Raw genomic sequence first — 23,624 nt, forward strand, 5'->3', positions numbered from 1 at the left:
TCTTCAGTTATTAAGACATTTACGGGACTACCCATGCTTTTCAACCAAGCCTCACGCCTGGCCAAGATCACCAGCCCCCTGGGGCCGGATGTGCTGCTGCTCAATGAAATGGGCGGCGGCGAAGAGCTGGGGCGGCTGTTCAGCTACGAGCTGCAACTGAACTCGTTGGACGCCAACATCGACCTCAACCAGTTGCTGGGCAAGCCGATGAGCGTCGGTCTGCAACTGGCGGACGGTGGCGAGCGGTATTTCCATGGGATCGTCGCGCGCTGCAGCCAGAACATCGACCAAGGCCAGTTCGCCAGTTACCAGGTGACGCTGCGCCCGTGGCTGTGGCTGCTGAGCCGTACCTCCGACTGCCGGATTTTCCAGAACCTGAGCATCCCGCAGATCATCAAGCAGGTGTTTCGCGACCTCGGGTTTTCCGACTTCGAAGACGCCCTGAGCCGGCCGTATCGCGAGTGGGAATACTGCGTGCAGTACCGCGAGACCAGCTTCGACTTCGTCAGCCGCCTGATGGAACAGGAAGGCATCTACTACTTCTTCCGTCACGAGCAGGATCGCCATGTGCTGGTGCTGGCCGATGCCTATGGCGCCCACACCACGGTGCCCGGCTACACCTCGGTGCCCTACTACCCCAAGGACGAGCAGCAGCGCGAACGCGACCATATGCACAACTGGCACCTGGCGCAGCAAGTCCAGCCGGGTTCCCTTGAGCTCAACGACTACGACTTCCAGCGCCCCAGCGCCAGCATCGACGTGCGCTCGGCCATGCCGCGCCCGCACACCGCCGGCGACTACCCGCTGTACGACTACCCCGGCACCTACGTCAAAAGCGAAGACGGCGAACACTACGCACGTACCCGCATCGAAGCCCTGAAAACCCTGCACGAACAAGTGGAGTTCAGCGGCAATGCACGGGGCCTGGGTTCTGGTCATCTGTTCAGCCTCACCGGCTTCAGCCGCCGCGACCAGAACCGCGAATACCTGATTCTTGCCGCGCGCTACTACATCACCCAGGAACGCCTGGAATCCGGCGGCGGCGCGGCGTCGGCGCAGTTCGACAGCAGCCTGACCTGCATCGACGCACAACAGAGCTTCCGCCCACTGGCCAACACCCATCGCCCTATCGTCAAAGGCCCGCAGACCGCGCTGGTGGTCGGGCCCAAGGGCGAGGAAATCTGGACCGACCAGTATGGCCGGGTGAAGGTGCATTTCTATTGGGACCGCCACGACCAGTCCAACGAAAACAGCTCCTGCTGGATTCGCGTGTCGCAATCCTGGGCCGGTAAGAACTGGGGCTCGATGCAGATCCCACGCATCGGCCAGGAAGTGATTGTCAGCTTCCTCGAAGGCGACCCGGACCGCCCGATCATTACCGGCCGGGTGTACAACGCCGAACAGACGGTGCCCTACGACCTGCCGGAAAACGCCACCCAAAGCGGGATGAAAAGCCGCTCCAGCAAGGGCGGCAGCCCGGCGAACTTCAATGAAATCCGCATGGAGGACAAGAAGGGCCTGGAGCAGTTGTACATCCATGCCGAGCGCAATCAGGACATTGTGGTGGAGGTGGATGAAAGCCACTCGGTGGGGCATGACCGCAACAAGAGCATCGGGCACAACGAGACGGTGACCATTGGCAACAACCGCCTGCGCATCGTCAAGCAGGAAGACGTGCTCTCGGTGGGCCAGAAGAAGACCGACAGCATCAGCCAGAGTTATGTCGTCGAGGTCGGCGAAAACCTGCGCCTGGTGTGTGGGCAAAGCATCCTCGAGCTGAACGCCAGCGGGCAGATCAACCTCACTGGCGTGCAAATCAGCTTCTATGCCAGCGGCGACGCCGAGTTCAACACCGGCGGCGTGCTGCACCTCAACAACGGCGGCGGGCCTGGCGCCACACCGGATGGCCAGGGCATAAAAACCAGCATCGACGCCAACATCAAAGCCGCGTTCCCCACGCCCAAAAGTTCCTGACGAGACCTGTTTGCCATGACGTATCGCATCAACGAATTCCAGTTCCAACTGCCCGCCGGCGAGCTGCAGGACGCAACGATCAATATCCTCAAGTTCCCGGAGCTGGGGACTTCACTGATCGTCAGCCGCAGCTTGCTGGCGCAAGGCGAAACCTTGCACAGCAACTTCGACGACCAGCTCAAGCGCCTGGAAAAACAGGTGCAGGACTTGCGCTGCCTGCCCAGCGTGCCCGTGCGCCTGGGTGCTGCCCAGGAGGTTGAAGGGATCGAGTTGCGCAGCCAGTTCAGCAAGGGCAATGACAAGGTGTTCCAGTATCAACTCGCCCTGGTGTTGCCGGGTACGCGCAAGATGCTCGCCTTGAGCTATGTGAAAGCCGACAAGCTCGGCGATGCCGAAGCGGCGCACTGGGCGACTATCAAAAATTCGCTGTCGTTCGACGTGCCTGCGTGATGGGCATCTTGCATGTCTGACGCGTTATGGGCCGCACGCCTGGGCGATGCGATGGAACACACCTCGATGATGGCCGACATTCTCGGCGGCGTGCTGGAGGTGGCGGCGAACATCGCGATTACCGCACTGGCTACGGCGGCGGTGGTGGCCGCCACCGGGATCACCGTTGTCACGGGCGGTTTGGGGTGCTTCCTGCTGGGCGCGGTGGTCGGCGTGGTCGTGGGCCTTGCGATGAGCAAGAGCGGGGCCGACAAGGGCCTGAGCAATTTATGCGAGGGCATCGGCAACGCCCTGTTCCCTCCGACGGTGCAGGCCAATATCCTCACCGGCTCCGTCAACACGCTCACCAATAACATCCCCGCCGCCCGCGCGGCCGGGGCGGTTGTTTCCCATGTGGCACCGGCCGGTACCGAGCTGGAAACGCCGGCGCCGGAAGAAGAAGCCAGCTACTTGGACATGGCGGGTGAGTTCTTCTCACAGATGTGGCGCCCCACCGTGGCTTCGCCTGCGCCAGGCACGGAGACCAAGCTGGAAGACCTGGTGCTTTGCATGAAGCACCCACCGATGCCGCCGCAGTTCATGGCCGAAGGCTCGGACAAGGTGACCATCAACGGCCAGCCCGCCGTGCGCAGCGGCGACCGCAGCACCTGCGATGCGAAGGTGGTGTCCTCCGGGCTGATCTCCTCCAACGTCACCATTGGCGGCGGTTCCGTGGTGGTGCGCGAGATTCGCAGCGGCAAGACCCCGGGGGTCGGGCTGGCAGTCACGGTGCTGCTGATGCTCAAAGGTGGCAAGGGCAAGTTTTTCAGCAAACTACCTTGCATGCTGGCGGGCGGTGCCGCGTCGATGGCCGTCAGCAGCGCCATGGGCGCAGCGGCCAACGCGGCCATGGGTTCCTCGAACCCGGTGCATGCGGCTACCGGCGCCAAGGTGCTGGGCGATGACCAGGAACTGGATTTCGTCCTGCCCGGCCTGTTGCCGATCGATTGGCAGCGCTTCTACAACAGTCGCGACGAACGCCGTTGCAGCCTGTTCGGCACGGGCTGGAGCGTGCCGTATGAAGTGTGCGTCGAAATCCAGCCCCATCCCGAAGGCGGCGACACCCTGGTCTATACCGACGAACAGGGCCGGCCCATCGATATGGGCGCCATCCCCTTGGGCGGCGCAGTGTTCAGTGCCGGTGAAGGGCTTGCTGTACGGCGCCACCGCGATGGGCCGTTACTGATTGAAAGCGACGACGGTGTGTATCGCCTGTTCGAGCCCACCCCGGCAACCCCGTCGCGGCTGCGCCTGAGCCAACTGGGTGACCGCAACGACAACCGTATCTACCTTGATTATGACGACGCAGGACGCCTGGTGCGGCTACGCGACACGTTTGATCTGGTGCAGGTCGAACTGATCCGCGACCCGCTCCACGTGGCCCGCCTCGAGCGCGTGTACCCCGATCAACGCCGCGAAGTACTCGCCAGCTACGGCTACGACGCCATGGGCAACCTGGCCGAGGTACGCGATGCCAGCGGCCAGGTGCAACGGCGCTTTGCCTACGACACCGGGCAGCGCATGGTGGAACACCAGTTGCCCAGCGGCTTGCACTGCTTTTATGAGTGGGCCCTGATCGATGGCCTGGAATGGCGCGTGGTCAAGCATTGGACCAATGAAGGCGATGCCTACCGGTTCGACTATGACTTGCAGGCCGGCACCACACGCATTACCGACAGCTTGCAGCGTGTCAGCACGCGGCACTGGAACAGCCAGCACCAGGTCACCCGCTACAGCGACAACCTCGGCCAGACCTGGTTGTTCGAATGGAACGACGAGCGCCAATTGCTCAACGCCACCGACCCACAGGGTGGCCGCTATGAATACAGCTACGACGAGGCCGGCAACCTCATCGGCGAAACCGACCCCCTGGGGCGCAGCGACTCGACGTTGTGGCTGGAACACTGGGCCCTGCCGTTGGTGCAAACCGACGCCGCCGGCAACAGTTGGCGCTACCGCTATGATCACCGCGGTAACTGCACCGTCGCCATCGACCCGCTGGGCCACGTCACCCGCTATCGCTATGACGCCCACGGCCAGGTCGTGGAGATCATCGATGCCACGGGCAAAAGCAAAAAACTGCGCTGGAACCCGTTCGGGCAACTGCTCGAGCACATTGACTGCTCGGGGTACCCGACCCGGTTCAGCTACAACGAGCAGGGCTTTTTGCAAGTCATCACCGACGCCCTCGGCGAACGTACCCAGTTCCACTACGACGCCCAAGGCCGCTTGCTCAGCAGCCAGTTACCCGACGGCCGTAGCGAGCAGTACCAGCGAGATATCAGCGGCCAACTGACGGCCTACACCGACCCGGCCGGTCACACCACGCGCTATCAACACAACCGCCGCGGCCAGGTGCGCCAACGCACCGATGCCCATGGCCGGCAGGTGCAGTTCGGCTATGACAGCTTTGGTCGGCTGCAAGCGCTGATCAACGAGAACGGAGAACGTTATCGGTTTGCCTGGGATGACGGGGATCGGTTGACGGAACAGCAAGACCTGGACGGCAGCGCCAAGCGTTACAGCTACGACCGCCTGGACAACGTCACCACTGTGACCGCCCTTGCGGCGCCTTATGGTACGGGCCTGGCCGTGGTTCCCGAGACGCCGCCCGCCCCTATCGTGCATCGACTGGAGCGCGATGCCGTTGGCCGATTGATTGCCAAAACCACTGACGATGGCCGCACGGACTACACCTACGATCCATTGGACCAGCTTACGGACGTGTCCTTCACCGACCTGCAGGGCAATGCCCAAGCCTTGAGCTTTGCCTATGACGCAGTAGGCCAATTGCTCGCCGAGCGCAGTCCGGCCGGCGAGTTGCAGCACCACTACGACGAACTCGGCAACCTGATCCAGAGCCAACTGCCGGACGGCCGCTGGCTCAACCGCCTGTACTACGGCAGCGGCCATCTGCATCAGATCAACCTCGACGGCCAGGTCATCAGTGATTTCGAGCGCGACCGCCTGCACCGCGAAGTGCTGCGCACCCAAGGCCAGATCAGCACCCGCAGCGAGTACGACCGCAGCGGCCGCCTGCGCGCCCGCCAACGCCGTCACACCAGCCAGCCGGCGTTGATACCGGCGGCGATACAGAAGCACTTTGAATACGACCCCGCCGACAACCTGATCGGCAAACTCGATCAACAGCCCAGCGCGCAACATCGCCAACTCCTGCACTACGACGCCACCGGTCGCATCATCGCAAGCCAGGACAGCCTGCACGGCCAGCGCGAAACCTTCGCCTACGACGCGGCGGCAAACCTGCTGGACGGCCCCCAGTCCGGGGCCGGGCTGGTGGTACACAACAAACTGCTGACCTATCAGGACAAGCGCTACCGCTACGATGCCTTTGGCCGAATGATCGAAAAACGCAGCGGCGCCCGTGGCGTACAACACTTTGCGTACGACGCCGAAAGCCGGCTGATTGAAGTGCGCAATGAAGGCGGCAGCGTGGTGCGGATGGCCTACGACCCACTGGGCCGGCGCATCGGCAAGACCGAACATGGCAGCAATGGTTATCCGCTGAGCGAAACCCAGTTCATGTGGGACGGCTTGCGTCTGTTACAGGAGCATAAACACAGCCAAACCAGCCTGTACCTCTATGAAGACGAAGGCTACCAACCCCTGGCCCGCGTTGACGGAATCGGGGCGCTGCAAAAAATTCGCTATTACCACAACGATCTCAGCGGCCTGCCGGAGCAACTGACCGAGGCCGACGGGCACACCCTGTGGCAGGCGACTTATCGGGTGTGGGGCAATACCGTGGAGGAGGTGCGGGAACCGTACTTTATTGAAGAGCAGAACCTGCGGTTTCAGGGGCAGTACCTGGATCGGGAGACGGGGCTGCATTTCAATACGTTCAGGTTTTATGATCCGGATGTGGGGCGGTTTACTACGCCGGATCCGATTGGGTTGGCGGGAGGATTAAACACCTATGCCTACTCACCCAACCCATTCATGTGGTCAGATCCCTTGGGGCTGGCAGCCTGCGCCAAGAAAGTGGACGCCCTGCGTAACGGCCCTCAAAAAACCGTCGTGAAAGTGAAAACTAAAAAAGAAGCGAACGAGTTATTGAAAGAAGCATTTCCAAACAGCCAAAAAGTCAGAGGCATAGGATCGCAAGACGCCCAAGGTATAAGAAAGAAAAACAAGATGGACCAATTCAAAAAGAGAGATGGAAAAGTACGATATAGAAAAGATTATCCCATTAATAAAGAAACAGGTCGCGTTTATGGTCACGACGATCCGAAAGGTACAGGCCACGGTGAACTACCACACGTCAACATTAAGCGCGCCGATGGCACAATGGTCCGCATTGATATTACAGGTTAGAGTATGAATAATCTCATAGAAGCACTCAACGCTGGAAAACGCCGAGGCTACGAGGAAAGGTGTGAAATAGACGGAGCTTCATTTCTATTTCAATACGCCATAAAAAAACAGAACAATCTGTATTACACCTATTTTTTCTCAGTAGAAGAGTCCCAAATGGACGTCATCGAAGATGATGAAAACGAAGAAATACAGACATTTCGGAGTCTCGATGAAGCATTGAGTTACTTAATCAACAGAGGTGCCATAGTGGAAAAGTTTTCAGCCATCAAAAACACCTTGCCCTTTTAAGAGCAAGCTGGCCAGATGATGGAAAAAAGGAAAACCGTGGATAAATTAACAAAGGGGACTAACAAAGGGGACAGATTTAATTAATAGATGTTTTTAATAAAAATAAATCCGCCCCCCTTTAATTCATCTTTACTTGCTTAAATCTGTCCCATCTCGCTCTTTATATACTTGAATTCTATAGAACCCACTACACATATCAAATAAGACTATAAAACTGTTATTTCTGACAGTAGCCGCACGCGCCTCACTTCTTTACATTCGTATCGAGCTATTCAATTCTCCTTCTTGAAATGGAATCTCGACATGACTACAAAATCCGAATCACAGGACGGTCCAAACGAAGTCACGGCAGCGCTGACTTTTACAAGAGGGTCGGAGAGTTTCTCCTCTCCGTCCATCGAAGTCGAAGAGAGCGCATCTAAACAACGAATCAACTTCAGAGCCACAATGAATAGGTTTTCTCCATTTCGTGTGTACTCCATCAATTTCAGTGTTCTCAAAGGACTTGAAAAGGGAACGTATGAACTTGGGGAGTCTAATGAGAGGGTGACCGCTTCTTTTTCTTCCAGTGAGTACCCCAGTACTACTTATCTGGCATGGCGCGGTAACGTCAAATTTGAAAACGCCCCGACATTGACAGACCTGGTAGGCACATTTGAATTCGAAGCGAAAAGCGAAGCGCCACAGAGACCAGAAACGGCGACGCTCAAACACGGCTTTTTTTCCTTACATGATGGCGTAACGAATAGTAGCTCAGGCTCATTAAGCGTCGACGCTTTTATCGACACGGTTCCTCCAACTGTCGAGGCAAAACAGCAGGTCTCTTTTAAGTCAACGTCGATTGATATGCGCAATACACCGGATAGGTTTCTCGAAGTCGTTGCTTTCGACAAAAACAATAGCGCGTATGTTTACCTCAATATTCCAAAAGGAAAACTGGATGAAAAACGCCTTGATATCGGCGCAGAAGAGGACGGTGCGAATGCAATAGTCCATTTTCGCAAGGGCCCCTACTTTGAAAGAGGTACAACAGGTTCGATCAATATCGACTTTAATCACAGCAGCCAAACATTGATTGCCGACTTTTCGTACGCCGATGAATATGGAAACCAGTTTAAACAAGGGCACGTTCAGGTAACCGGATTGAGTACTAAGTGAACCGGTTGCCAGTGCAGTTTGTGTTCTAGCGTCACCCCAACAAAAATGGGCACCCGACCCAGTCGGCGTGCCCATTTTTCATACCACCCCGCCTCCCTTCGAGACGGTGCCGCGCTTACGGGTTGACGCTGTCTTTGAGCGACTTGCCCGGTTTGAACGCTACGGTGTTGCTCGCCTTGATTTTCACTGGCTCGCCGGTTTGCGGGTTCTTGCCGGTACGGGCGCCACGGTGGCGTTGCAGGAAGGTGCCGAAACCAACCAGGGTGACGCTGTCTTTGCGATGCAAGGCGCCGGTGATTTCTTCAAGTACGGCGTTGAGGACGCGGTTGGCCTGTTCTTTGGTCAGGTCTGCTTTTTCTGCAATGGCGGCTGCGAGTTCTGGTTTACGCATAGGTGAAGCCTCTTTGACGGTTTTTTGTTGTTATGTCCGTGCTGCTCTCTGCTGGAGCAGCGCCAAGGCGCCGCAGGCTCTACTCTGCGGCAGACGGGAGTGAGGATGGCATGCCATTGGTGCCTGCGCCAGTCTCACGGCGACCTTTCTAGGGGGAAAAAGGTGGTTATTCCGACAGAACGACCAGCATTTACGCCAGCAGTGGCGGAAGTTCCTTATTCAGGGCCAGTTTTTCCATGACTGCCGTGCCGGTAAGCGCGTAGCCCAGCAGGCGGCCGCTGGCGTCGCGGCACAAGGCCTTGATGTCCCCGCCCTGCCCTTCGACGCTCCACACGCCTTCGGTGCCCCGTGGCGGTGGCGAGACCACCAGCGGGCACGCCGGGGTTTTTACCGTGACCGGCATCGGCCCGTAGTTGACCGCCGTGGCATTGCCCGCCAGGGTCTGGGCCAGGGCGCGGGCGCAGCTCATCAGGGGCATGACGTACAGCAGGTTCAGGCCATCGACCTCGGCGCAGTCGCCCAGGGCGTAGATATTGGCGTGGGAGGTCTTGAGGTGGCGGTCGACCATGATCCCGCGGTTGATTTGCAGGCCGGCCGCAGCCGCCAGGTCCACCCGTGGGCGCAAGCCAATAGCCGACACCACCAAGTCGCACTCAATCACAGTGCCATCGGACAGGTGGGCTTCCAGCCCGTCAGCCGTGCGCTGCAGGCGGTTGAGCACCGGCCCCAGGTGGAAGCGCGCACCGAGGCCTTCGAGCCCGGCCTGTACCGCTGCAGCTGCCGCCGGGTGCAGCAGGGTCGGCATGACTTGCTCGCAGGGCGCCACCAGGTCGATGGTGTAACCGCCCAGGATCAGGTCGTTGGCAAATTCACAGCCGATCAGCCCCGCACCCAATAGCAGCACACGGCGCTTGCCGGCGGCGGCGTGGCGGAAGCGTGCATAGTCTTCCAGGTCGTTGATCGGGAAAATCAGTTCAGCAGCATCGCCCTCCACCGGTACCTGTACCGTCTGGGCACCCCAGGCCAGGATCAGGTCGCGATAGGCCACCGCCTCCTCGCCGATCCACAGGCGCTTGTGACCGGGGTCGATCCCGCTGATTCGGGTATGGGTGCGCACTTCGGCCTTCAGTTGCTCGGCCATCGCGCCAGGGGTTGCCATGCTCAAGCCATCGGCATCCTTGTTTTTGCCGAAGCCGGTGGAGAGCATGGGCTTGGAGTAGGAACGCCCGTCATCTGCTGTGATCAGCAACAGCGGGGTTTCGCTGTCGAGCTTGCGAAACTCCCGAGCCAGGTTGTAACCAGCCAAGCCCGTACCGATGATCACGACAGGTGCGCTCATTCCATTCTCCTTGTAGTACGTTTGTAAAATTCAGCGAATCAACCGATTTCGATCATTTCGAAATCCATTTTGCCGACGCCGCAGTCCGGGCACAGCCAGTCTTCCGGGACGTCCTGCCACGGGGTGCCTGGGTCGATCCCATCATCCGGCCAACCGTCTGCTTCGTTGTAGATCAGGCCGCAGACTACACATTGCCACTTCTTCATTACTTGTTTCCTCAGGGTCCAGGCTTACTGGCCGACAGTCGATAGATCCAGCATTGCCGTCCGGCTCAGGGCGTTTTGTACTGATCGGGGCGCCCAGATGCAAGCACGTTCGACCCAATGTCCCGGCGCAGCCCGGCAAAAATTCGGGTGACCATGGTAAGCTCGGCGCCTCATTAACTGCCAATAATGACTCCCCGTGCCGCATTCGATTGCCGTTCCCGATGCTTGCCAATGGCTGAACCAGAGCCTTCTGCACCCTCTGCCCGCGCCTCCTGCCCTCGACTGGCTGTTCGATGAGGGCTCACTGACCCGCCGCCTGACGCACCTGTCCAACGATGGTTTCAGTGTCACGCCACTGTTCGAAGGCTGGCAGCCCCTGCGAGACGACGAATGCGCCGCCCTCGACCTGCCAGCGGCCAGTATTGGCTGGGTACGCGAGGTGTATTTGCGCGGTCACGGCCAGGCCTGGGTGTTCGCCCGCAGCGTGGCGGCCCGTAGTGCCCTGCAGGGCGACGGCCTGCATATGGATGAGTTGGGCAGTCGCTCCCTGGGTGAGTTGCTGTTTTGTGACCAGGCGTTCACCCGCCAGGCCATCGAGGTCTGCCACTACCCACGCGCCTGGCTGCCGAAGGCGGATCAGGCCAATGGCTTATGGGCGCGACGCTCGCGCTTTGATCGCGGCGCGTTGAGTGTTCTGGTGGCGGAAGTGTTCCTGCCAAGCCTGTGGCAGGCGGTGCACCAATCTGCGGAGAATTGCTGATGTACCAGCGCCTGCTCCAATCCCTGAACCGCCTGAACCCACGGGCCTGGGACTTCGTTCAATTGACCCGGATGGACAAGCCCATCGGCATCTATCTGCTGCTGTGGCCCACCTTGTGGGCGCTGTGGATCGCCGGCAAGGGCTCGCCGTCGTTGAGCAATATCGTGATTTTTGTCTTGGGCGTGACACTGACCCGGGCGGCAGGTTGTGTGATCAATGACTGGGCTGACCGCAAGGTCGACGGCCATGTGAAGCGCACCGCGCAACGCCCGCTGGCGAGCGGCAAGATCAGTTCCAAAGAAGCCCTGGTGTTCTTTGCGGTGCTGATGGCCATCAGTTTCTTGCTGGTGCTGCTGACCAACACCGCCACCATCTGGCTGTCCCTGGGCGGCCTGGCGCTGGCTGTCAGTTATCCGTTCATGAAGCGCTACACCTATTACCCGCAGGTGGTGCTGGGCGCGGCGTTTTCCTGGGGCATGCCCATGGCGTTTACCGCCGAGACAGGCAGCCTGCCGGCCATTGCCTGGCTGCTGTATATCGCCAACTTGCTGTGGACGGTGGCGTACGACACCTATTACGCGATGACCGACCGCGATGACGATCTGAAAATCGGCGTCAAATCCACCGCGATCCTGTTTGGCGATGCCGACCGCATCATCATCCTCACCCTGCAGGGGCTGGCGCTGCTCTGCCTGCTGCTGGCGGGCTCGCGCTTCGAACTGGGTGGCTGGTTCCATCTGGGGCTAGTGGCGGCGGCAGGGTGTTTTGCCTGGGAGTTCTGGTACACCCGGGATCGCGACCGGATGAAATGCTTCAAGGCGTTTTTGCACAACCATTGGGCGGGATTGGCGATTTTTGTCGGGATTGTGGCCGACTACGCCTTCAGGTAATGCCCTGTACCTTGTAGGAGCCGGCTTGCCGGCTCCTACAGGGGAGCTCAGGGTTTGGCGATCTTCCAGGCGCCATCCATTTTGCCGTCACCGGTCGCATCGCCAGCGTTCTTGTCGGCAATGAAGGTGTACAGCGGCTTGCCTTCATAGGCCCACTGGCTGGTGTTGTCGTCACGGGTGATGACGGTCCACTTGCCCATTGGCTTATCGGTGGACTCGGCCTTCAACGGCGGCCAGTTGGTGGCGCACTTGTCATTGCAGGCAGACTTGCCATCAGCATCCTTGGCGAAGGTATAGAGCGCCATCCCCTTGTGATCCACCAACATCCCGTCTTTAGTCATGGCGGGGTCTGCCGCGACAGCCAGTGTCGGCAGCGTCAACGCCGCCGTGACCAGCAGGGCTTTCCACGAAAAAATACGCTGAGTCATCAGAACCTTCCTTTTGCGGTTGTCAGGATTCGGACTCAAAGCGTAGTTCAGGACTAGGCCGATTGCGCAGGCCAGTAAAATACTGTCACACGACTGCAATAATTCCGTTATCTAATGCGGCGCAAGACAGTTAAATGACAAGAGGACTTAGCATGGTTGGCAGGAGCATTCTGATCGTTGACGACGAAGCGCCCATTCGCGAAATGATCGCCGTTGCGTTGGAAATGGCCGGCTATGACTGCCTGGAGGCAGAGAACTCCCAGCAGGCCCACGCCATTATCGTCGACCGCAAGCCGGACCTGATCCTGCTGGACTGGATGCTGCCCGGCACCTCCGGCATCGAATTGGCCCGGCGTCTCAAGCGCGATGAGCTGACCGGGGATATCCCGATCATCATGCTCACCGCCAAGGGCGAAGAGGACAACAAGATCCAGGGCCTGGAAGTGGGTGCCGATGACTACATCACCAAGCCATTTTCCCCAAGGGAACTGGTCGCACGTCTGAAGGCCGTGCTGCGCCGCGCTGGCCCGACCGATGGCGAGGCACCGATTGAAGTCGGCGGCCTGCTGCTGGACCCGATCAGCCACCGCGTGACCATCGACGGCAAGCCGGCCGAGATGGGCCCTACCGAATACCGCCTGTTGCAGTTCTTCATGACCCACCAGGAACGCGCCTACACCCGCGGCCAACTGCTGGACCAGGTGTGGGGCGGCAACGTGTATGTCGAGGAGCGCACCGTGGACGTGCATATCCGCCGCCTGCGCAAAGCCTTGGGCGATGCCTATGAGAATCTGGTACAAACCGTGCGCGGTACCGGTTATCGGTTTTCCACCAAAGGCTGAGCCAGCCCTATCCAGACTTAACAGCCGACAAGGACGCATGTTCAAGTGAATCAAAACTGGCATGGCACCCTGATCCGCCACATGCTCCTACTGGTCACCGGCTGCCTGTTGGTCGGCCTGATCAGCGGCTACTACGGCTGGAGCCTGGCCATCGGCCTGGGCCTCTACCTGGGCTGGACCCTCAAGCAATTGCTGCGCCTGCACGAGTGGCTGCGCCAGCACAAACCCGATGAGGCGCCACCCGACGGCTATGGCTTGTGGGGCGAGGTGTTCGACAGCATCTACCACCTGCAACGCCGCGACCAACGGGTACGCGGCCGCCTGCAAGCGGTGATCGACCGGGTCCAGGAGTCGACCGCCGCGCTCAAGGACGCGGTGATCATGCTCGACAGCGACGGCAACCTGGAATGGTGGAACCGCGCCGCCGAGACCCTGCTGGGCCTCAAGACACCCCAGGACAGCGGCCAGCCAGTGACCAACCTGGTGCGTCATCCGCGGTTCAAGGAGTACTTCGAGCAGGACAACTACGAAGAAGCCCTGGAAATTCCGTCGCCCACCAACGACCGGGTGCGCATCCAGCTGTACCTCACGCGCTACGGCAACAACGAACACTTGATGCTGGTGCGCGACGTGACCCGCATCCATCAGCTAGAACAGATGCGCAAGGATTTCGTCGCCAACGTCTCCCATGAATTGCGCACGCCCCTGACAGTGATCTGCGGCTACCTGGAGACGCTGCTGGACAACGTCGAAGAGGTCAACCCGCGCTGGAGCCGTGCCCTGCAGCAAATGCAGCAACAAGGCTCACGCATGCAGACGCTGCTCAACGACCTGTTGCTGCTGGCTAAGCTTGAAGCCACCGACTACCCCTCGGACAACCATCCCGTGGCCGTACAGAGCCTGCTGCAGACCATCAAGAACGATGCCCAGGCCCTGTCCGGCGAACGCGGCCAGCACATCACCCTGGAAGCTGACCCGTCGGTGCTGCTCAAGGGCAGCGAGGGCGAGTTGCGCAGCGCTTTCTCCAACCTGGTGTTCAACGCCGTGAAGTACACCCAGGACAAAGGCACCATCCGCATCCGCTGGTGGGCCGACCAGCAGGGTGCACACCTGAGCGTGCAGGATTCGGGGATTGGGATCGACAGCAAGCATTTGCCACGCCTGACCGAGCGTTTCTACCGCGTCGACTCCAGCCGCAACTCCAACACCGGTGGCACCGGGCTGGGGCTGGCGATCGTCAAGCACGTGCTGTTGCGCCATCGGGCCCGCCTGGAAATCAGCAGCGTACTGGGACATGGCAGCACTTTTACCTGCCACTTTGCGCCGACCCAGGTCACCCGCTCGCTGGAAATCGCGACGAAGGAATAATCTGAGGTTATCCCCATTCCCGTGTGGGAGCAGGCAAGCCAGCTCCCACATAAGCCCTATGCAGCATGCATTCGCGCCCCCACCCGGCAGCCGCCACTAGGCAAGCGCCCCTTCAGCCGCTACATTGCCTGACTTGTGCCCGCCCTTGAGGCACAGCCATCACCCCTTTTTGAATACACGGAACCCGCAAAACCCCATCATGGACCCTTCCCCTGGTATCACCCTCGCGACACTCTTCGCCGATTTCGGCATGATTCTTTTTGCACTGATCCTGGTACTGCTCAACGGTTTCTTCGTTGCGGCGGAATTTGCCATGGTCAAACTGCGCTCCACCCGGGTCGAGGCCATCGCCCACACCAACGGCTGGCGCGGGCAGATCCTGCGCACCGTACACAGCCAGCTCGACGCCTATCTGTCGGCCTGTCAGTTGGGTATTACCCTCGCCTCCCTGGGCTTGGGCTGGGTCGGTGAGCCGGCTTTTGCGCACATCCTGGAGCCGTTGCTGGGGGCCATGGGCGTCGAGTCGCCTGAAGTCATCAAGGGCGTGTCGTTCTTCGCCGCCTTCTTCGTGATTTCGTACCTGCACATCGTGGTCGGTGAGCTGGCGCCCAAGTCCTGGGCCATTCGCAAGCCCGAGCTGCTGTCGCTGTGGACCGCGGTGCCGCTGTACCTGTTCTACTGGGCAATGTACCCGGCCATCTACCTGCTCAACGCCAGCGCCAACGCGATCCTGCGCATCGCCGGCCAGGGCGAGCCCGGCCCCCATCACGAGCACCATTACAGCCGCGAAGAGCTCAAGCTGATCCTGCACTCCAGCCGTGGCCAGGACCCGAGCGACCAAGGCATGCGCGTGTTGGCCTCGGCCGTGGAAATGGGTGAGCTGGAAGTGGTGGACTGGGCCAACTCCCGGGAAGACCTGGTGACCCTGGACTTCAACGCGCCGCTCAAGGAAATCCTCGCGCTGTTCCGCCGCCACAAATTCAGCCGCTACCCGGTGTACGACCCCGTGCGCGGTGAGTTTGTCGGCCTGCTGCACATCAAGGACCTACTGCTGGAACTGGCGGCCCTGGATCATATTCCCGAGTCGTTCAACCTGGCCGAGCTGACCCGCCCATTGGAGCGCGTGTCGCGGCACATGCCGCTGTCGCAGTTGCTGGAGCAGTTTCGCAAAGGCGGCGCGCACTTTGCCCTGGTTGAAGAAGCCGACGGCAATATCATCGGCTACCTGACCATGGAAGACGTGCTGGAAGTGCTGGTGGGCGATATCCAGGACGAACACCGCAAGGCCGAGCGCGGCATCCTCGCCTACCAGCCGGGCAAGCTGCTGGTACGTGGTGACACACCACTGTTCAAGATCGAGCGCCTGCTGGGCATTGACCTGGACCACATCGAGGCCGAAACCCTCGCCGGCTTGATCTACGACACCCTGAACCGGGTGCCGGAAGAGGAAGAAGTGCTGGAAGTGGAAGGCCTGCGGATCATCATCAAGAAGATGAAAGGCCCGAAAATCGTCCTGGCCAAAGTACTGATGCTCGACTAGGGCACACCCCCTGTAGGAGCGAGCTTGCTCGCGAAGGACGTTAACGATAACGCTGGGATCCTGACACCCGGCAGCGCCCTCAGGTTTTTCGCGAGCAAGCTCGCTCCTACAAAAGCCTTACCGCGTGCCCGACGCAAAGTTGGGCAACGCCTGTACCGGTTGCGTGAACTCATACGGAATCGACACCCATCCCGCCCCCGTATCGCGCTGCACCACAAAATGCAGGTGTGGCCCACTGCTGTTGCCGGTATTGCCCGACAGCGCCAACGGGCTGCCCACCGCCACCCGCTGGCCTTCCCTGACACTGACCGACCCCAGCTTGAGGTGCAGATACACACTCTGGGTACCGTCATCGTGCAACACCCGCACGAAGTTGCCCGACGGGTCACTGCCCCGCCCCGATTGGCTGTTCTCCGTTTTCACCACGACCCCGCCCCGCGCAGCGATGATCGGCGTGCCTTCGGGCATGGCGATGTCCATGGCGTAGCGGCTCTTGACGTCAGAGTGGCTGAACGTGCCGCCAGGGCCCTGGGTCAGGCGAAACGGCCCGCCGCGCCAGGGCAACGGGTAACGCTGCGACTGCGCTGGCCGCAGGTTACGCAGCGGCTGGGGATCAAGCACCTGGCGCTTCACCGGCACCGCACGGCGCTCCTGGAACACAAACGCTTGGGCGCCAGGGGTCTTCTGGTCGCTGAAAAACACCACGCCACGGGCATCGGTGGAACGATAGAGGGTCATGGCCAGGGTCGATGAAGCGACTGCGCACAGGCCACAAAACAACAGAAAACGCACAAGCATCGGATAAACCTGCCAAGTATGACTGACCGGCAGGCTAGCAAGGGTTCATGACACTGTTGTGTGGACCGACGCCCCTGTATAAGCCGGCTTGCCGGCATCTACAGGGATCAGGGGGTTGGGTCAGGCACCCGGCACAAAATGCTTCTGCGCTGTGCCTCGGGCGATCAGGCGGGAGATGTAGTCGAGCTTCTGCGCGTCCTGGTCGATAAAGCGGAAGGTCAGTTGCAGCCAGTCGCTGTCGGGTCGCGGTTCGTAGGCGACGATCGCGTGCAGGTAGCCGTTGAGGCGTGCGGTTTCAGCGTTCTCGCCTTGCTCCAGGTCGAGCACTGCGCTTTCCAGCACCTGGGGCAGCACGTCGCCACGACGCACCACCAACAACGCCTCCTTGATGCTCAGGCCCTTGATCACGCATTGCTGGGTGCCACTGGACAGGCGCAACTGGCCCTGGCCACGACCGCTGGCGGCCGAGGGTGCGGCGGCGGCCTGCACGGGCGGGCTGTTGAGCAGGCCTTTGCTCGGCGCGGCCACCGGGGCTGGCTTGACCGCTTCGGGCTTGCCGCCGGTCAGGGCGCTGAGGGAGTCGTTGCCAAAAGCCGAGTTCATCTTGGTCGGTGCGCTGGCCAGCAAGGCGTCGAGGCGCCCGATCTTGTTCAGGGCCTGCTTGACCTTGTTCAGCAACTGCTCGTTGGTGAACGGCTTGCTGACGTAGCCGGAGACGCCGGCCTGGATGGCCTGGACCACGTTTTCCTTGTCGCCGCGGCTGGTGACCATGACAAACGGCATGGACTTGAGCTGCGGCTGCTCACGGCACCAGGTCAACAATTCCAGGCCCGACATTTCCGGCATTTCCCAGTCGCACAGCACCATGTCGAAGGTTTCGCGCATCAGGATGGCCTGGGCCTTTTTGCCGTTTACCGCATCTTCAATCTTGATACCGGGGAAGTAGTTACGCAGGCACTTCTTCACCAGGTCGCGAATAAACGAGGCGTCATCCACCACCAATACACTGACTTTACTCATCGACCCTTCATCCTCTCAAAACCCCGGCAAGCAAAACGCTTAACTGATGGCATTTTGCCAAAAACTCGTCAGTCACGCCGGGACTTTATGGCTGCCCGCAGCGCAAAACTCATACGCCACAAACGCAAACGCCCGACCTGAGGCCGGGCGTTTATTTCTCGGGCAATCTTACTTATCGTCAGATTCGTCCGGAACATTAGGGATTTGATCGGCCGTGCCTTCAACTTCGGCTTTCATGCGCTTGAGGCCCATGTGCCGCACGTCGGTGCCGCGTACCAGGTAGATGACCAATTCCGAGATATTGCGCGCGTGGTCGCCGATCCGTTCCAGGGAGCGCAACACCCAGATGATGCTCAACACCCGCGAGATGGAGCGCGGGTCTTCCATCATGTAGGTCGCCAGCTCACGCAGAGCTGTCTTGTATTCGCGGTCGATGATCTTGTCGTACTGGGCCACCGACAACGCCAGGTCGGCGTCGAAACGGGCAAAGGCATCCAGCGCATCGCGGACCATGTTGCGCACCTGGTCGCCGATATGACGCACTTCGACATAACCGCGCGGCGCTTCGCCTTCTTCGCACAACTGGATGGCGCGACGGGCGATCTTGGTGGCTTCGTCACCGATACGCTCCAGATCGATCACCGACTTGGAAATGCTGATGATCAAACGCAGGTCGGACGCCGCCGGCTGGCGACGGGCGAGGATGCGCAGGCATTCCTCGTCGATGTTGCGCTCCATCTGGTTGATCTGGTCGTCGATCTCGCGCACTTGCTGGGCAAGGCCCGAGTCGGCCTCGATCAGCGCGGTCACCGCATCATTGACTTGCTTCTCCACCAGCCCGCCCATGGCCAGGAGGTGGCTGCGCACTTCCTCAAGCTCGGCGTTGAACTGCGCGGAGATGTGGTGGGTAAGGCCTTCTTTGCTAATCATGTTGGCGTCCTTGGAGCGTCCGGTAAGGTGCGGAGAACCGCAGCGTCAGTGCAATCAGAACCACAGCTTCCTAGCCGTAGCGACCGGTGATGTAGTCTTCGGTCTGCTTCTTCGCCGGATTAGTGAACAGGGTGTCGGTGTCACCGAACTCCACCAGTTTGCCCATGTACATGAACGCGGTGTAGTCGGAAACCCGCGCCGCCTGTTGCATGTTGTGGGTCACGATGACGATGGTGAACTTGGACTTGAGCTCGTAGATCAGCTCTTCGACTTTCAGCGTCGAGATCGGGTCGAGTGCCGAGCACGGTTCGTCGAGCAGCAGCACTTCAGGCTCCACGGCGATGGTACGGGCAATCACCAGGCGCTGCTGCTGGCCGCCGGACAGGCCGAGGGCCGATTCGTGCAGGCGGTCCTTGACCTCGTCCCACAGCGCCGCGCCTTTAAGGGCCCACTCGACTGCTTCGTCGAGGATGCGCTTTTTGTTGATGCCCTGGATGCGCAGGCCGTAGACCACGTTTTCGTAGATGGTCTTGGGGAACGGGTTGGGCTTCTGGAACACCATGCCCACCCGACGACGCAGCTCGGCCACGTCTTCGCCCTTGCGGTAGATGTTGCTGCCGTAGAGGTTGATCGCGCCTTCCACACGGCAACCGTCCACCAGGTCGTTCATGCGGTTGAAGGTGCGCAGCAGCGTGGACTTGCCGCAGCCCGAGGGGCCGATAAAGGCGGTCACGCGCTGCTTGGGGATGTTCATGCTGACGTCGAACAACGCCTGCTTCTCACCGTAGTACAGGCTCAGGCCCGGGACTTCGATGGCTACGGTTTCTTCGGCCAGGCTCAGGCTTTGCTTGTCGCGACCCAGGGCTGACATGTTGATGCCGTGGGAATGGGTTTCATGTTGCATGGGATGCTCCCTGTGCTACCAATTCGTTTCGTTGAACCGCGGCTTCATAGTGGGCCTTGCGGTTTACCTCAAATCTGTTTCCAACTCGGTGCCCTGTGGGAGCGGGCTTGCTCGCGAAAGCGTCAGGTCAGAGACACCGCATTCGCGAGCAAGCCCGCTCCCACCTTGGGTCCGCGTTCAATTCAATCAGCTATCCAGCGCCTTGTATTTTTCGCGCAGGTGGTTACGAATCCATACCGCCGACAGGTTCAGCGTGGCGATCACCAGCACCAGCAGGAACGCGGTGGCGTACACCAGCGGACGTGCCGCCTCGACGTTGGGGCTCTGGAAGCCGACGTCGTAGATATGGAAGCCCAGGTGCATGATCTTCTGGTCCAGGTGCAGGTACGGGTAGTTGCCGTCCAGCGGCAGCGACGGTGCCAGCTTCACCACACCCACCAGCATCAGCGGTGCCACTTCACCGGCGGCGCGGGCCACGGCGAGGATCATGCCGGTCATCATCGCCGGGCTGGCCATGGGCAGGACGATTTTCCACAGCGTTTCCGCCTTGGTCGCGCCCAGTGCCAGGGAGCCTTCACGTACGGTACGCGGGATACGAGCCAGGCCTTCTTCGGTGGCCACGATCACCACCGGCACCGCCAGCAGCGCCAGGGTCAGCGAGGCCCACAACAGGCCCGGCGTACCGAAGGTCGGCGCCGGCAGGGCTTCGGGGAAGAACAACCGGTCCACCGAACCACCCAGCACGTAGACGAAGAAGCCCAGGCCGAACACACCGTAGACAATCGCCGGGACACCCGCCAGGTTGTTCACCGCGATGCGGATGATGCGGGTCAAGGTGTTCTGCTTGGCGTATTCACGCAGGTAGACCGCCGCCAGTACGCCGAACGGGGTCACGATCATCGCCATGATCAGGGTCATCATCACGGTGCCGAAGATCGCCGGGAAAATCCCGCCTTCGGTGTTGGCTTCACGCGGGTCATCGCTGAGGAATTCCCAGACCTTGCTGACATAGAAGCCCATCTTGGTCAGGGTGCCCATGGCGTTCGGCTGGTAGGCGTGCACCACGTGGCCGATATTGATTTCAAGCTCTTTGCCGTTGGCATCGCGGGCCGTGAGGCTGTCGCGGTTGAACTGGGCGTGCAGGTCGGTCAGGCGTGCCTCGATGGCCTGGTAACGCGCATTCAGCTCGGCGCGGTCAGCATCCATGTCGGCCTGGGCGGCGGCGTCGAGCTTGCCGCTGAGCTCCAGTTTGCGACCGTGCAGGCGGATACGCTCAAGACCTGCGTTGATCGCGCCAATATCGCTCTTCTCAAGGGTCTTGAGATCGGCGGCCAGCTTGTTCACCCGCTCAACCCGCGCCTGCAGCTCTGGCCACGCAGCCTCGCCTTCGGCGACGACTTTGCCATCCTGCTTGACGTTGACCAGGGTGCCGTAGAAGTTGCCCCACTCACGACGCTCGATGGCCATCAACTCGACAGGCGTGGTCTGGTTGGTCAGCCACTCGCCGACGATCCACGTGAAGTCGTTGCCGTTCAAGTCACGGTTGCCGACCTTGATCAGCTCGCGGGTCATGAACTCCGGACCTTCGTCCGGCACCGGCAGGCCGGCGCTTTTCAGGCGCTCGCGCGGCACTTGTTCTTTCTGTACCACTTCGCCAATGACGATGTGGTTGGCCTGGCCCGGCACGTTGTAGTTGGCCTGGATCAGGTCGGCTGGCCAGAAGTGACCCAAGCCGCGCACGGCAATCACAGCCAGCAAACCAATGGTCATGATGACCGCGATGGCCACCGCACCACCGCTGATCCAGACGCCTGGGGCGCCGCTCTTGAACCATCCATTCAGGGAGTTCTGTTTCACAGACTTCTACCTTTCTTAAAGCGACGAGTATTTCTTGCGCAGACGCTGACGGATCAGCTCGGCGAGGGTGTTCATGATGAAAGTGAACAGCAGCAGCACCAGCGCCGAGAGGAACAGCACGCGGTAATGACTGCCGCCCACTTCCGACTCGGGCATTTCCACTGCGACGTTGGCTGCGAGCGTTCGCAGGCCTTCGAACAGGTTCATTTCCATGACCGGGGTGTTACCAGTGGCCATCAGCACGATCATGGTTTCACCCACCGCACGGCCCATGCCGATCATCAGCGCCGAGAAGATCCCTGGGCTGGCGGTCAGCAACACGACGCGGGTCATGGTCTGCCATGGCGTAGCGCCCAGGGCCAGGGAACCCAGGGTCAGGCCCCGCGGCACACTGAATACGGCGTCTTCGGCGATGGAGTAGATGTTCGGGATCACTGCAAAACCCATGGCCAGGCCGACAACCAGGGCGTTGCGCTGGTCGTAGGTGATGCCCAGGTCGTGGGAGATCCACATGCGCATGTCGCCACCGAAGAACCAGGTTTCCAGGTACGGGCTCATGTACAGCGAGAGCCAGCCCACAAACAGGATCACCGGGATCAGGATTGCGCTTTCCCAGCCATCCGGTACCCGCAGGCGGATCGACTCAGGCAACCGGCTGAAGATGAAGCCGGCCAGCAGGATGCCAATCGGCAGCAACATCAGCAGACTGAAAATCCCCGGCAGGTGCCCTTCGACATACGGCGCCAGGAACAGGCCGGCGAAGAAGCCGAGGATCACCGTGGGCATCGCTTCCATCAGCTCGATCACCGGTTTGACCTTGCGGCGCAGGCTCGGGGCCATGAAGTAAGCGGTATAGATTGCCGCGGCAATGGCCAGTGGTGCAGCCAGCAGCATGGCGTAGAACGCGGCCTTGAGCGTACCGAAGGTCAGTGGCGCCAGGCTCATCTTGGGTTCGAAGTCGCTGTTGGCGGCGGTCGATTGCCAGACGTATTTAGGCTCGTCGTAGTTTTCGTACCAGACCTTGCTCCACAAAGCGCTCCAAGACACTTCCGGGTGCGGGTTGTCGAGCGCCAGCGGCTGCAGCTTGCCGCCGGCTTCGACGATCACACGGTTGGCCCGTGGCGACATGCCGAAGATGCCCTGGCCTTCGACCACCGGGTCGACCAGCAAGGTACGGTGCGCGGTGCTGTGGAACACCCCGAACTTACCGGAGGCATCAAGGGCGACGAAGCCTTTGCGACGCTCTTCGGCAGTGATTTCAACGATAGGCGTGGTGCCCATCTGGAAGGTACGGATCTGCTTGAAACGTTGCTCGCCATCCGGGTCGCGGGCCATGAACCACTGGGCCAGGCCGCCCTTGGAGTTACCGACGATCAACGAGATGCCGCCCACCAACTGGGTGCTGGCGGTGATTTCGGCGTTGCCATCGTCCAACAGTTTGTAGCGACCGTTGAGGCTGTTGTCCCGCAGGCTGAACACATCGGCCAGGGCGCGACCGTTGATCACATACAGCCATTGCTGGCGCGGATCGACGAAGATCGCTTTCACCGGCTCAGTCATCTGCGGCAGCTCGATACGCTTCTGCTCGCTGACGACTTCGCCGGTCATCATGTTTTCTTCGCGGCTCACCGACAGCACGTTCAGGTGCGAACCGGCAGAACCGGCAACAACCAGCGAGCTGTCGGTAGCATTCAGGGCCACATGCTCCAGCGGACGACCGGCCTCGTCGAGCACCATCGGCGTTTCACCGTAGGGGTATTCGATCTCGGGAGAAATGGTCTTCTTGCCGTCCGGGTAGGTCACTTTATAAGAGTGGCGGAACACCAGGGACTGGCCGTTGGACAGACCGAGGATCACCAGCGGGCTGCCTGGCTGGTCTTCACCGATGGACACCACACTGGCGCCGGCTGGCAGGGCCAGGTCGACACGCTTGAGTTCAGCACCGGTCTCGACACTGAAGAACAATGCCTGGCCCTTGTCGGAAACCCGCATGGCCACCTGGTTCTGTTCTTCCAGCGAGATCAGCAACGGCTTGCCGGCATCCTGCATCCAGGCCGGAGTCAGGGCCTCGCCCTTGGTCAGGCTGGCACCCTGGAACAGCGGC

General features: G+C 60.4%; 20 protein-coding genes. 10 read left to right on the forward strand and 10 right to left on the reverse strand.

Annotated features, from left to right (window positions below; all coding sequences use genetic code 11):
- Positions 1–33: 33 nt before the first annotated feature.
- From FIV38_RS05245 to FIV38_RS05265, 5 genes are all read left to right on the forward strand, one after another.
- On the forward strand, positions 34–1,974 hold the full coding sequence (locus tag FIV38_RS05245; protein WP_092232166.1) for a type VI secretion system Vgr family protein: 1,941 nt from the start codon (positions 34–36) through the stop codon (positions 1,972–1,974).
- 15 nt (positions 1,975–1,989) lie between these two features.
- On the forward strand, positions 1,990–2,424 hold the full coding sequence (locus FIV38_RS05250) for a DcrB-related protein (RefSeq protein WP_029289896.1): 435 nt from the start codon (positions 1,990–1,992) through the stop codon (positions 2,422–2,424).
- A gap of 12 nt (positions 2,425–2,436) precedes the next feature.
- The gene (locus FIV38_RS05255; RefSeq protein ID WP_092232169.1) at positions 2,437–6,798 is read left to right on the forward strand and encodes an RHS repeat-associated core domain-containing protein; all 4,362 of its coding nucleotides are present in this window, start codon (positions 2,437–2,439) and stop codon (positions 6,796–6,798) included.
- A 3-nt stretch (positions 6,799–6,801) separates the two neighbouring features.
- Positions 6,802–7,089, forward strand: a complete 288-nt coding sequence (locus FIV38_RS05260; RefSeq protein ID WP_092232171.1) for a hypothetical protein — start codon at positions 6,802–6,804, stop codon at positions 7,087–7,089.
- A 303-nt stretch (positions 7,090–7,392) separates the two neighbouring features.
- The gene (locus tag FIV38_RS05265) at positions 7,393–8,247 is read left to right on the forward strand and encodes a hypothetical protein (RefSeq protein WP_092232173.1); all 855 of its coding nucleotides are present in this window, start codon (positions 7,393–7,395) and stop codon (positions 8,245–8,247) included.
- A gap of 115 nt (positions 8,248–8,362) precedes the next feature.
- On the opposite strand, the gene FIV38_RS05270 is transcribed toward FIV38_RS05265, so the two are convergent.
- The 3 genes from FIV38_RS05270 to FIV38_RS05280 all read right to left on the reverse strand — a co-directional run bounded on the left by FIV38_RS05270 (position 8,363) and on the right by FIV38_RS05280 (position 10,183).
- Positions 8,363–8,638 carry an HU family DNA-binding protein gene (locus tag FIV38_RS05270; protein WP_003213368.1) on the reverse strand — a complete coding sequence of 92 codons (276 nt, stop codon included), beginning with the start codon at positions 8,636–8,638 and terminating at the stop codon, positions 8,363–8,365.
- 190 nt (positions 8,639–8,828) lie between these two features.
- Positions 8,829–9,977, reverse strand: coding sequence for an NAD(P)/FAD-dependent oxidoreductase (locus FIV38_RS05275; protein ID WP_092232176.1), 1,149 nt, complete (start codon positions 9,975–9,977; stop codon positions 8,829–8,831).
- A 38-nt stretch (positions 9,978–10,015) separates the two neighbouring features.
- Positions 10,016–10,183, reverse strand: a complete 168-nt coding sequence (locus FIV38_RS05280; protein WP_092232179.1) for a rubredoxin — start codon at positions 10,181–10,183, stop codon at positions 10,016–10,018.
- Between the two features lie 196 nt (positions 10,184–10,379).
- On the opposite strand from FIV38_RS05280, the gene FIV38_RS05285 reads away from it, so the two are divergent.
- Positions 10,380–10,943 (forward strand): chorismate--pyruvate lyase family protein, encoded by a 564-nt coding sequence (locus FIV38_RS05285; RefSeq protein WP_092232182.1) that lies wholly within the window; start codon positions 10,380–10,382, stop codon positions 10,941–10,943.
- Entirely contained in the window at positions 10,943–11,833 is an 891-nt protein-coding gene (gene ubiA, locus FIV38_RS05290; protein ID WP_029289922.1) for a 4-hydroxybenzoate octaprenyltransferase, read from the forward strand. Before FIV38_RS05285 ends, ubiA begins: the two co-directional genes overlap by 1 nt.
- Before the next feature lie 47 nt (positions 11,834–11,880).
- On the opposite strand, the gene FIV38_RS05295 is transcribed toward ubiA, so the two are convergent.
- Entirely contained in the window at positions 11,881–12,261 is a 381-nt protein-coding gene (locus tag FIV38_RS05295; RefSeq protein ID WP_092232185.1) for a COG4315 family predicted lipoprotein, read from the reverse strand.
- A 152-nt stretch (positions 12,262–12,413) separates the two neighbouring features.
- Between FIV38_RS05295 and phoB the strand changes: the two genes are divergently transcribed.
- From phoB to FIV38_RS05310, 3 genes are all read left to right on the forward strand, one after another.
- Positions 12,414–13,103, forward strand: a complete 690-nt coding sequence (phoB, locus tag FIV38_RS05300; RefSeq protein ID WP_003176964.1) for a phosphate regulon transcriptional regulator PhoB — start codon at positions 12,414–12,416, stop codon at positions 13,101–13,103.
- An 81-nt stretch (positions 13,104–13,184) separates the two neighbouring features.
- Entirely contained in the window at positions 13,185–14,471 is a 1,287-nt protein-coding gene (phoR, locus tag FIV38_RS05305; protein ID WP_186351796.1) for a phosphate regulon sensor histidine kinase PhoR, read from the forward strand.
- Positions 14,472–14,670: 199 nt separating this feature from the next.
- A complete protein-coding gene (locus FIV38_RS05310; RefSeq protein WP_029289929.1) occupies positions 14,671–16,011 on the forward strand; it encodes a hemolysin family protein in 1,341 nt (446 codons plus the stop codon).
- 117 nt (positions 16,012–16,128) lie between these two features.
- Here the strand turns inward: FIV38_RS05310 and FIV38_RS05320 are convergent, their stop codons facing one another.
- From FIV38_RS05320 to FIV38_RS05345, 6 genes are all read right to left on the reverse strand, one after another.
- Entirely contained in the window at positions 16,129–16,809 is a 681-nt protein-coding gene (locus FIV38_RS05320; RefSeq protein ID WP_070996697.1) for a M23 family metallopeptidase, read from the reverse strand.
- 120 nt (positions 16,810–16,929) lie between these two features.
- A complete protein-coding gene (locus tag FIV38_RS05325; RefSeq protein ID WP_070996696.1) occupies positions 16,930–17,829 on the reverse strand; it encodes a response regulator in 900 nt (299 codons plus the stop codon).
- Positions 17,830–17,997: 168 nt separating this feature from the next.
- Positions 17,998–18,759 carry a phosphate signaling complex protein PhoU gene (phoU, locus tag FIV38_RS05330; RefSeq protein WP_029289933.1) on the reverse strand — a complete coding sequence of 254 codons (762 nt, stop codon included), beginning with the start codon at positions 18,757–18,759 and terminating at the stop codon, positions 17,998–18,000.
- A gap of 70 nt (positions 18,760–18,829) precedes the next feature.
- The gene (gene pstB / locus FIV38_RS05335) at positions 18,830–19,663 is read right to left on the reverse strand and encodes a phosphate ABC transporter ATP-binding protein PstB (protein WP_029289934.1); all 834 of its coding nucleotides are present in this window, start codon (positions 19,661–19,663) and stop codon (positions 18,830–18,832) included.
- Positions 19,664–19,849: 186 nt separating this feature from the next.
- Positions 19,850–21,520 carry a phosphate ABC transporter permease PstA gene (gene pstA, locus FIV38_RS05340; protein ID WP_029289935.1) on the reverse strand — a complete coding sequence of 557 codons (1,671 nt, stop codon included), beginning with the start codon at positions 21,518–21,520 and terminating at the stop codon, positions 19,850–19,852.
- A 15-nt stretch (positions 21,521–21,535) separates the two neighbouring features.
- On the reverse strand, positions 21,536–23,569 hold the full coding sequence (locus FIV38_RS05345; protein ID WP_208602585.1) for an ABC transporter permease subunit: 2,034 nt from the start codon (positions 23,567–23,569) through the stop codon (positions 21,536–21,538).
- Positions 23,570–23,624 lie beyond the last annotated feature (55 nt).

Source organism: Pseudomonas proteolytica (assembly GCF_007858275.1).
In the GTDB taxonomy this organism is placed as follows: domain Bacteria; phylum Pseudomonadota; class Gammaproteobacteria; order Pseudomonadales; family Pseudomonadaceae; genus Aquipseudomonas; species Aquipseudomonas proteolytica.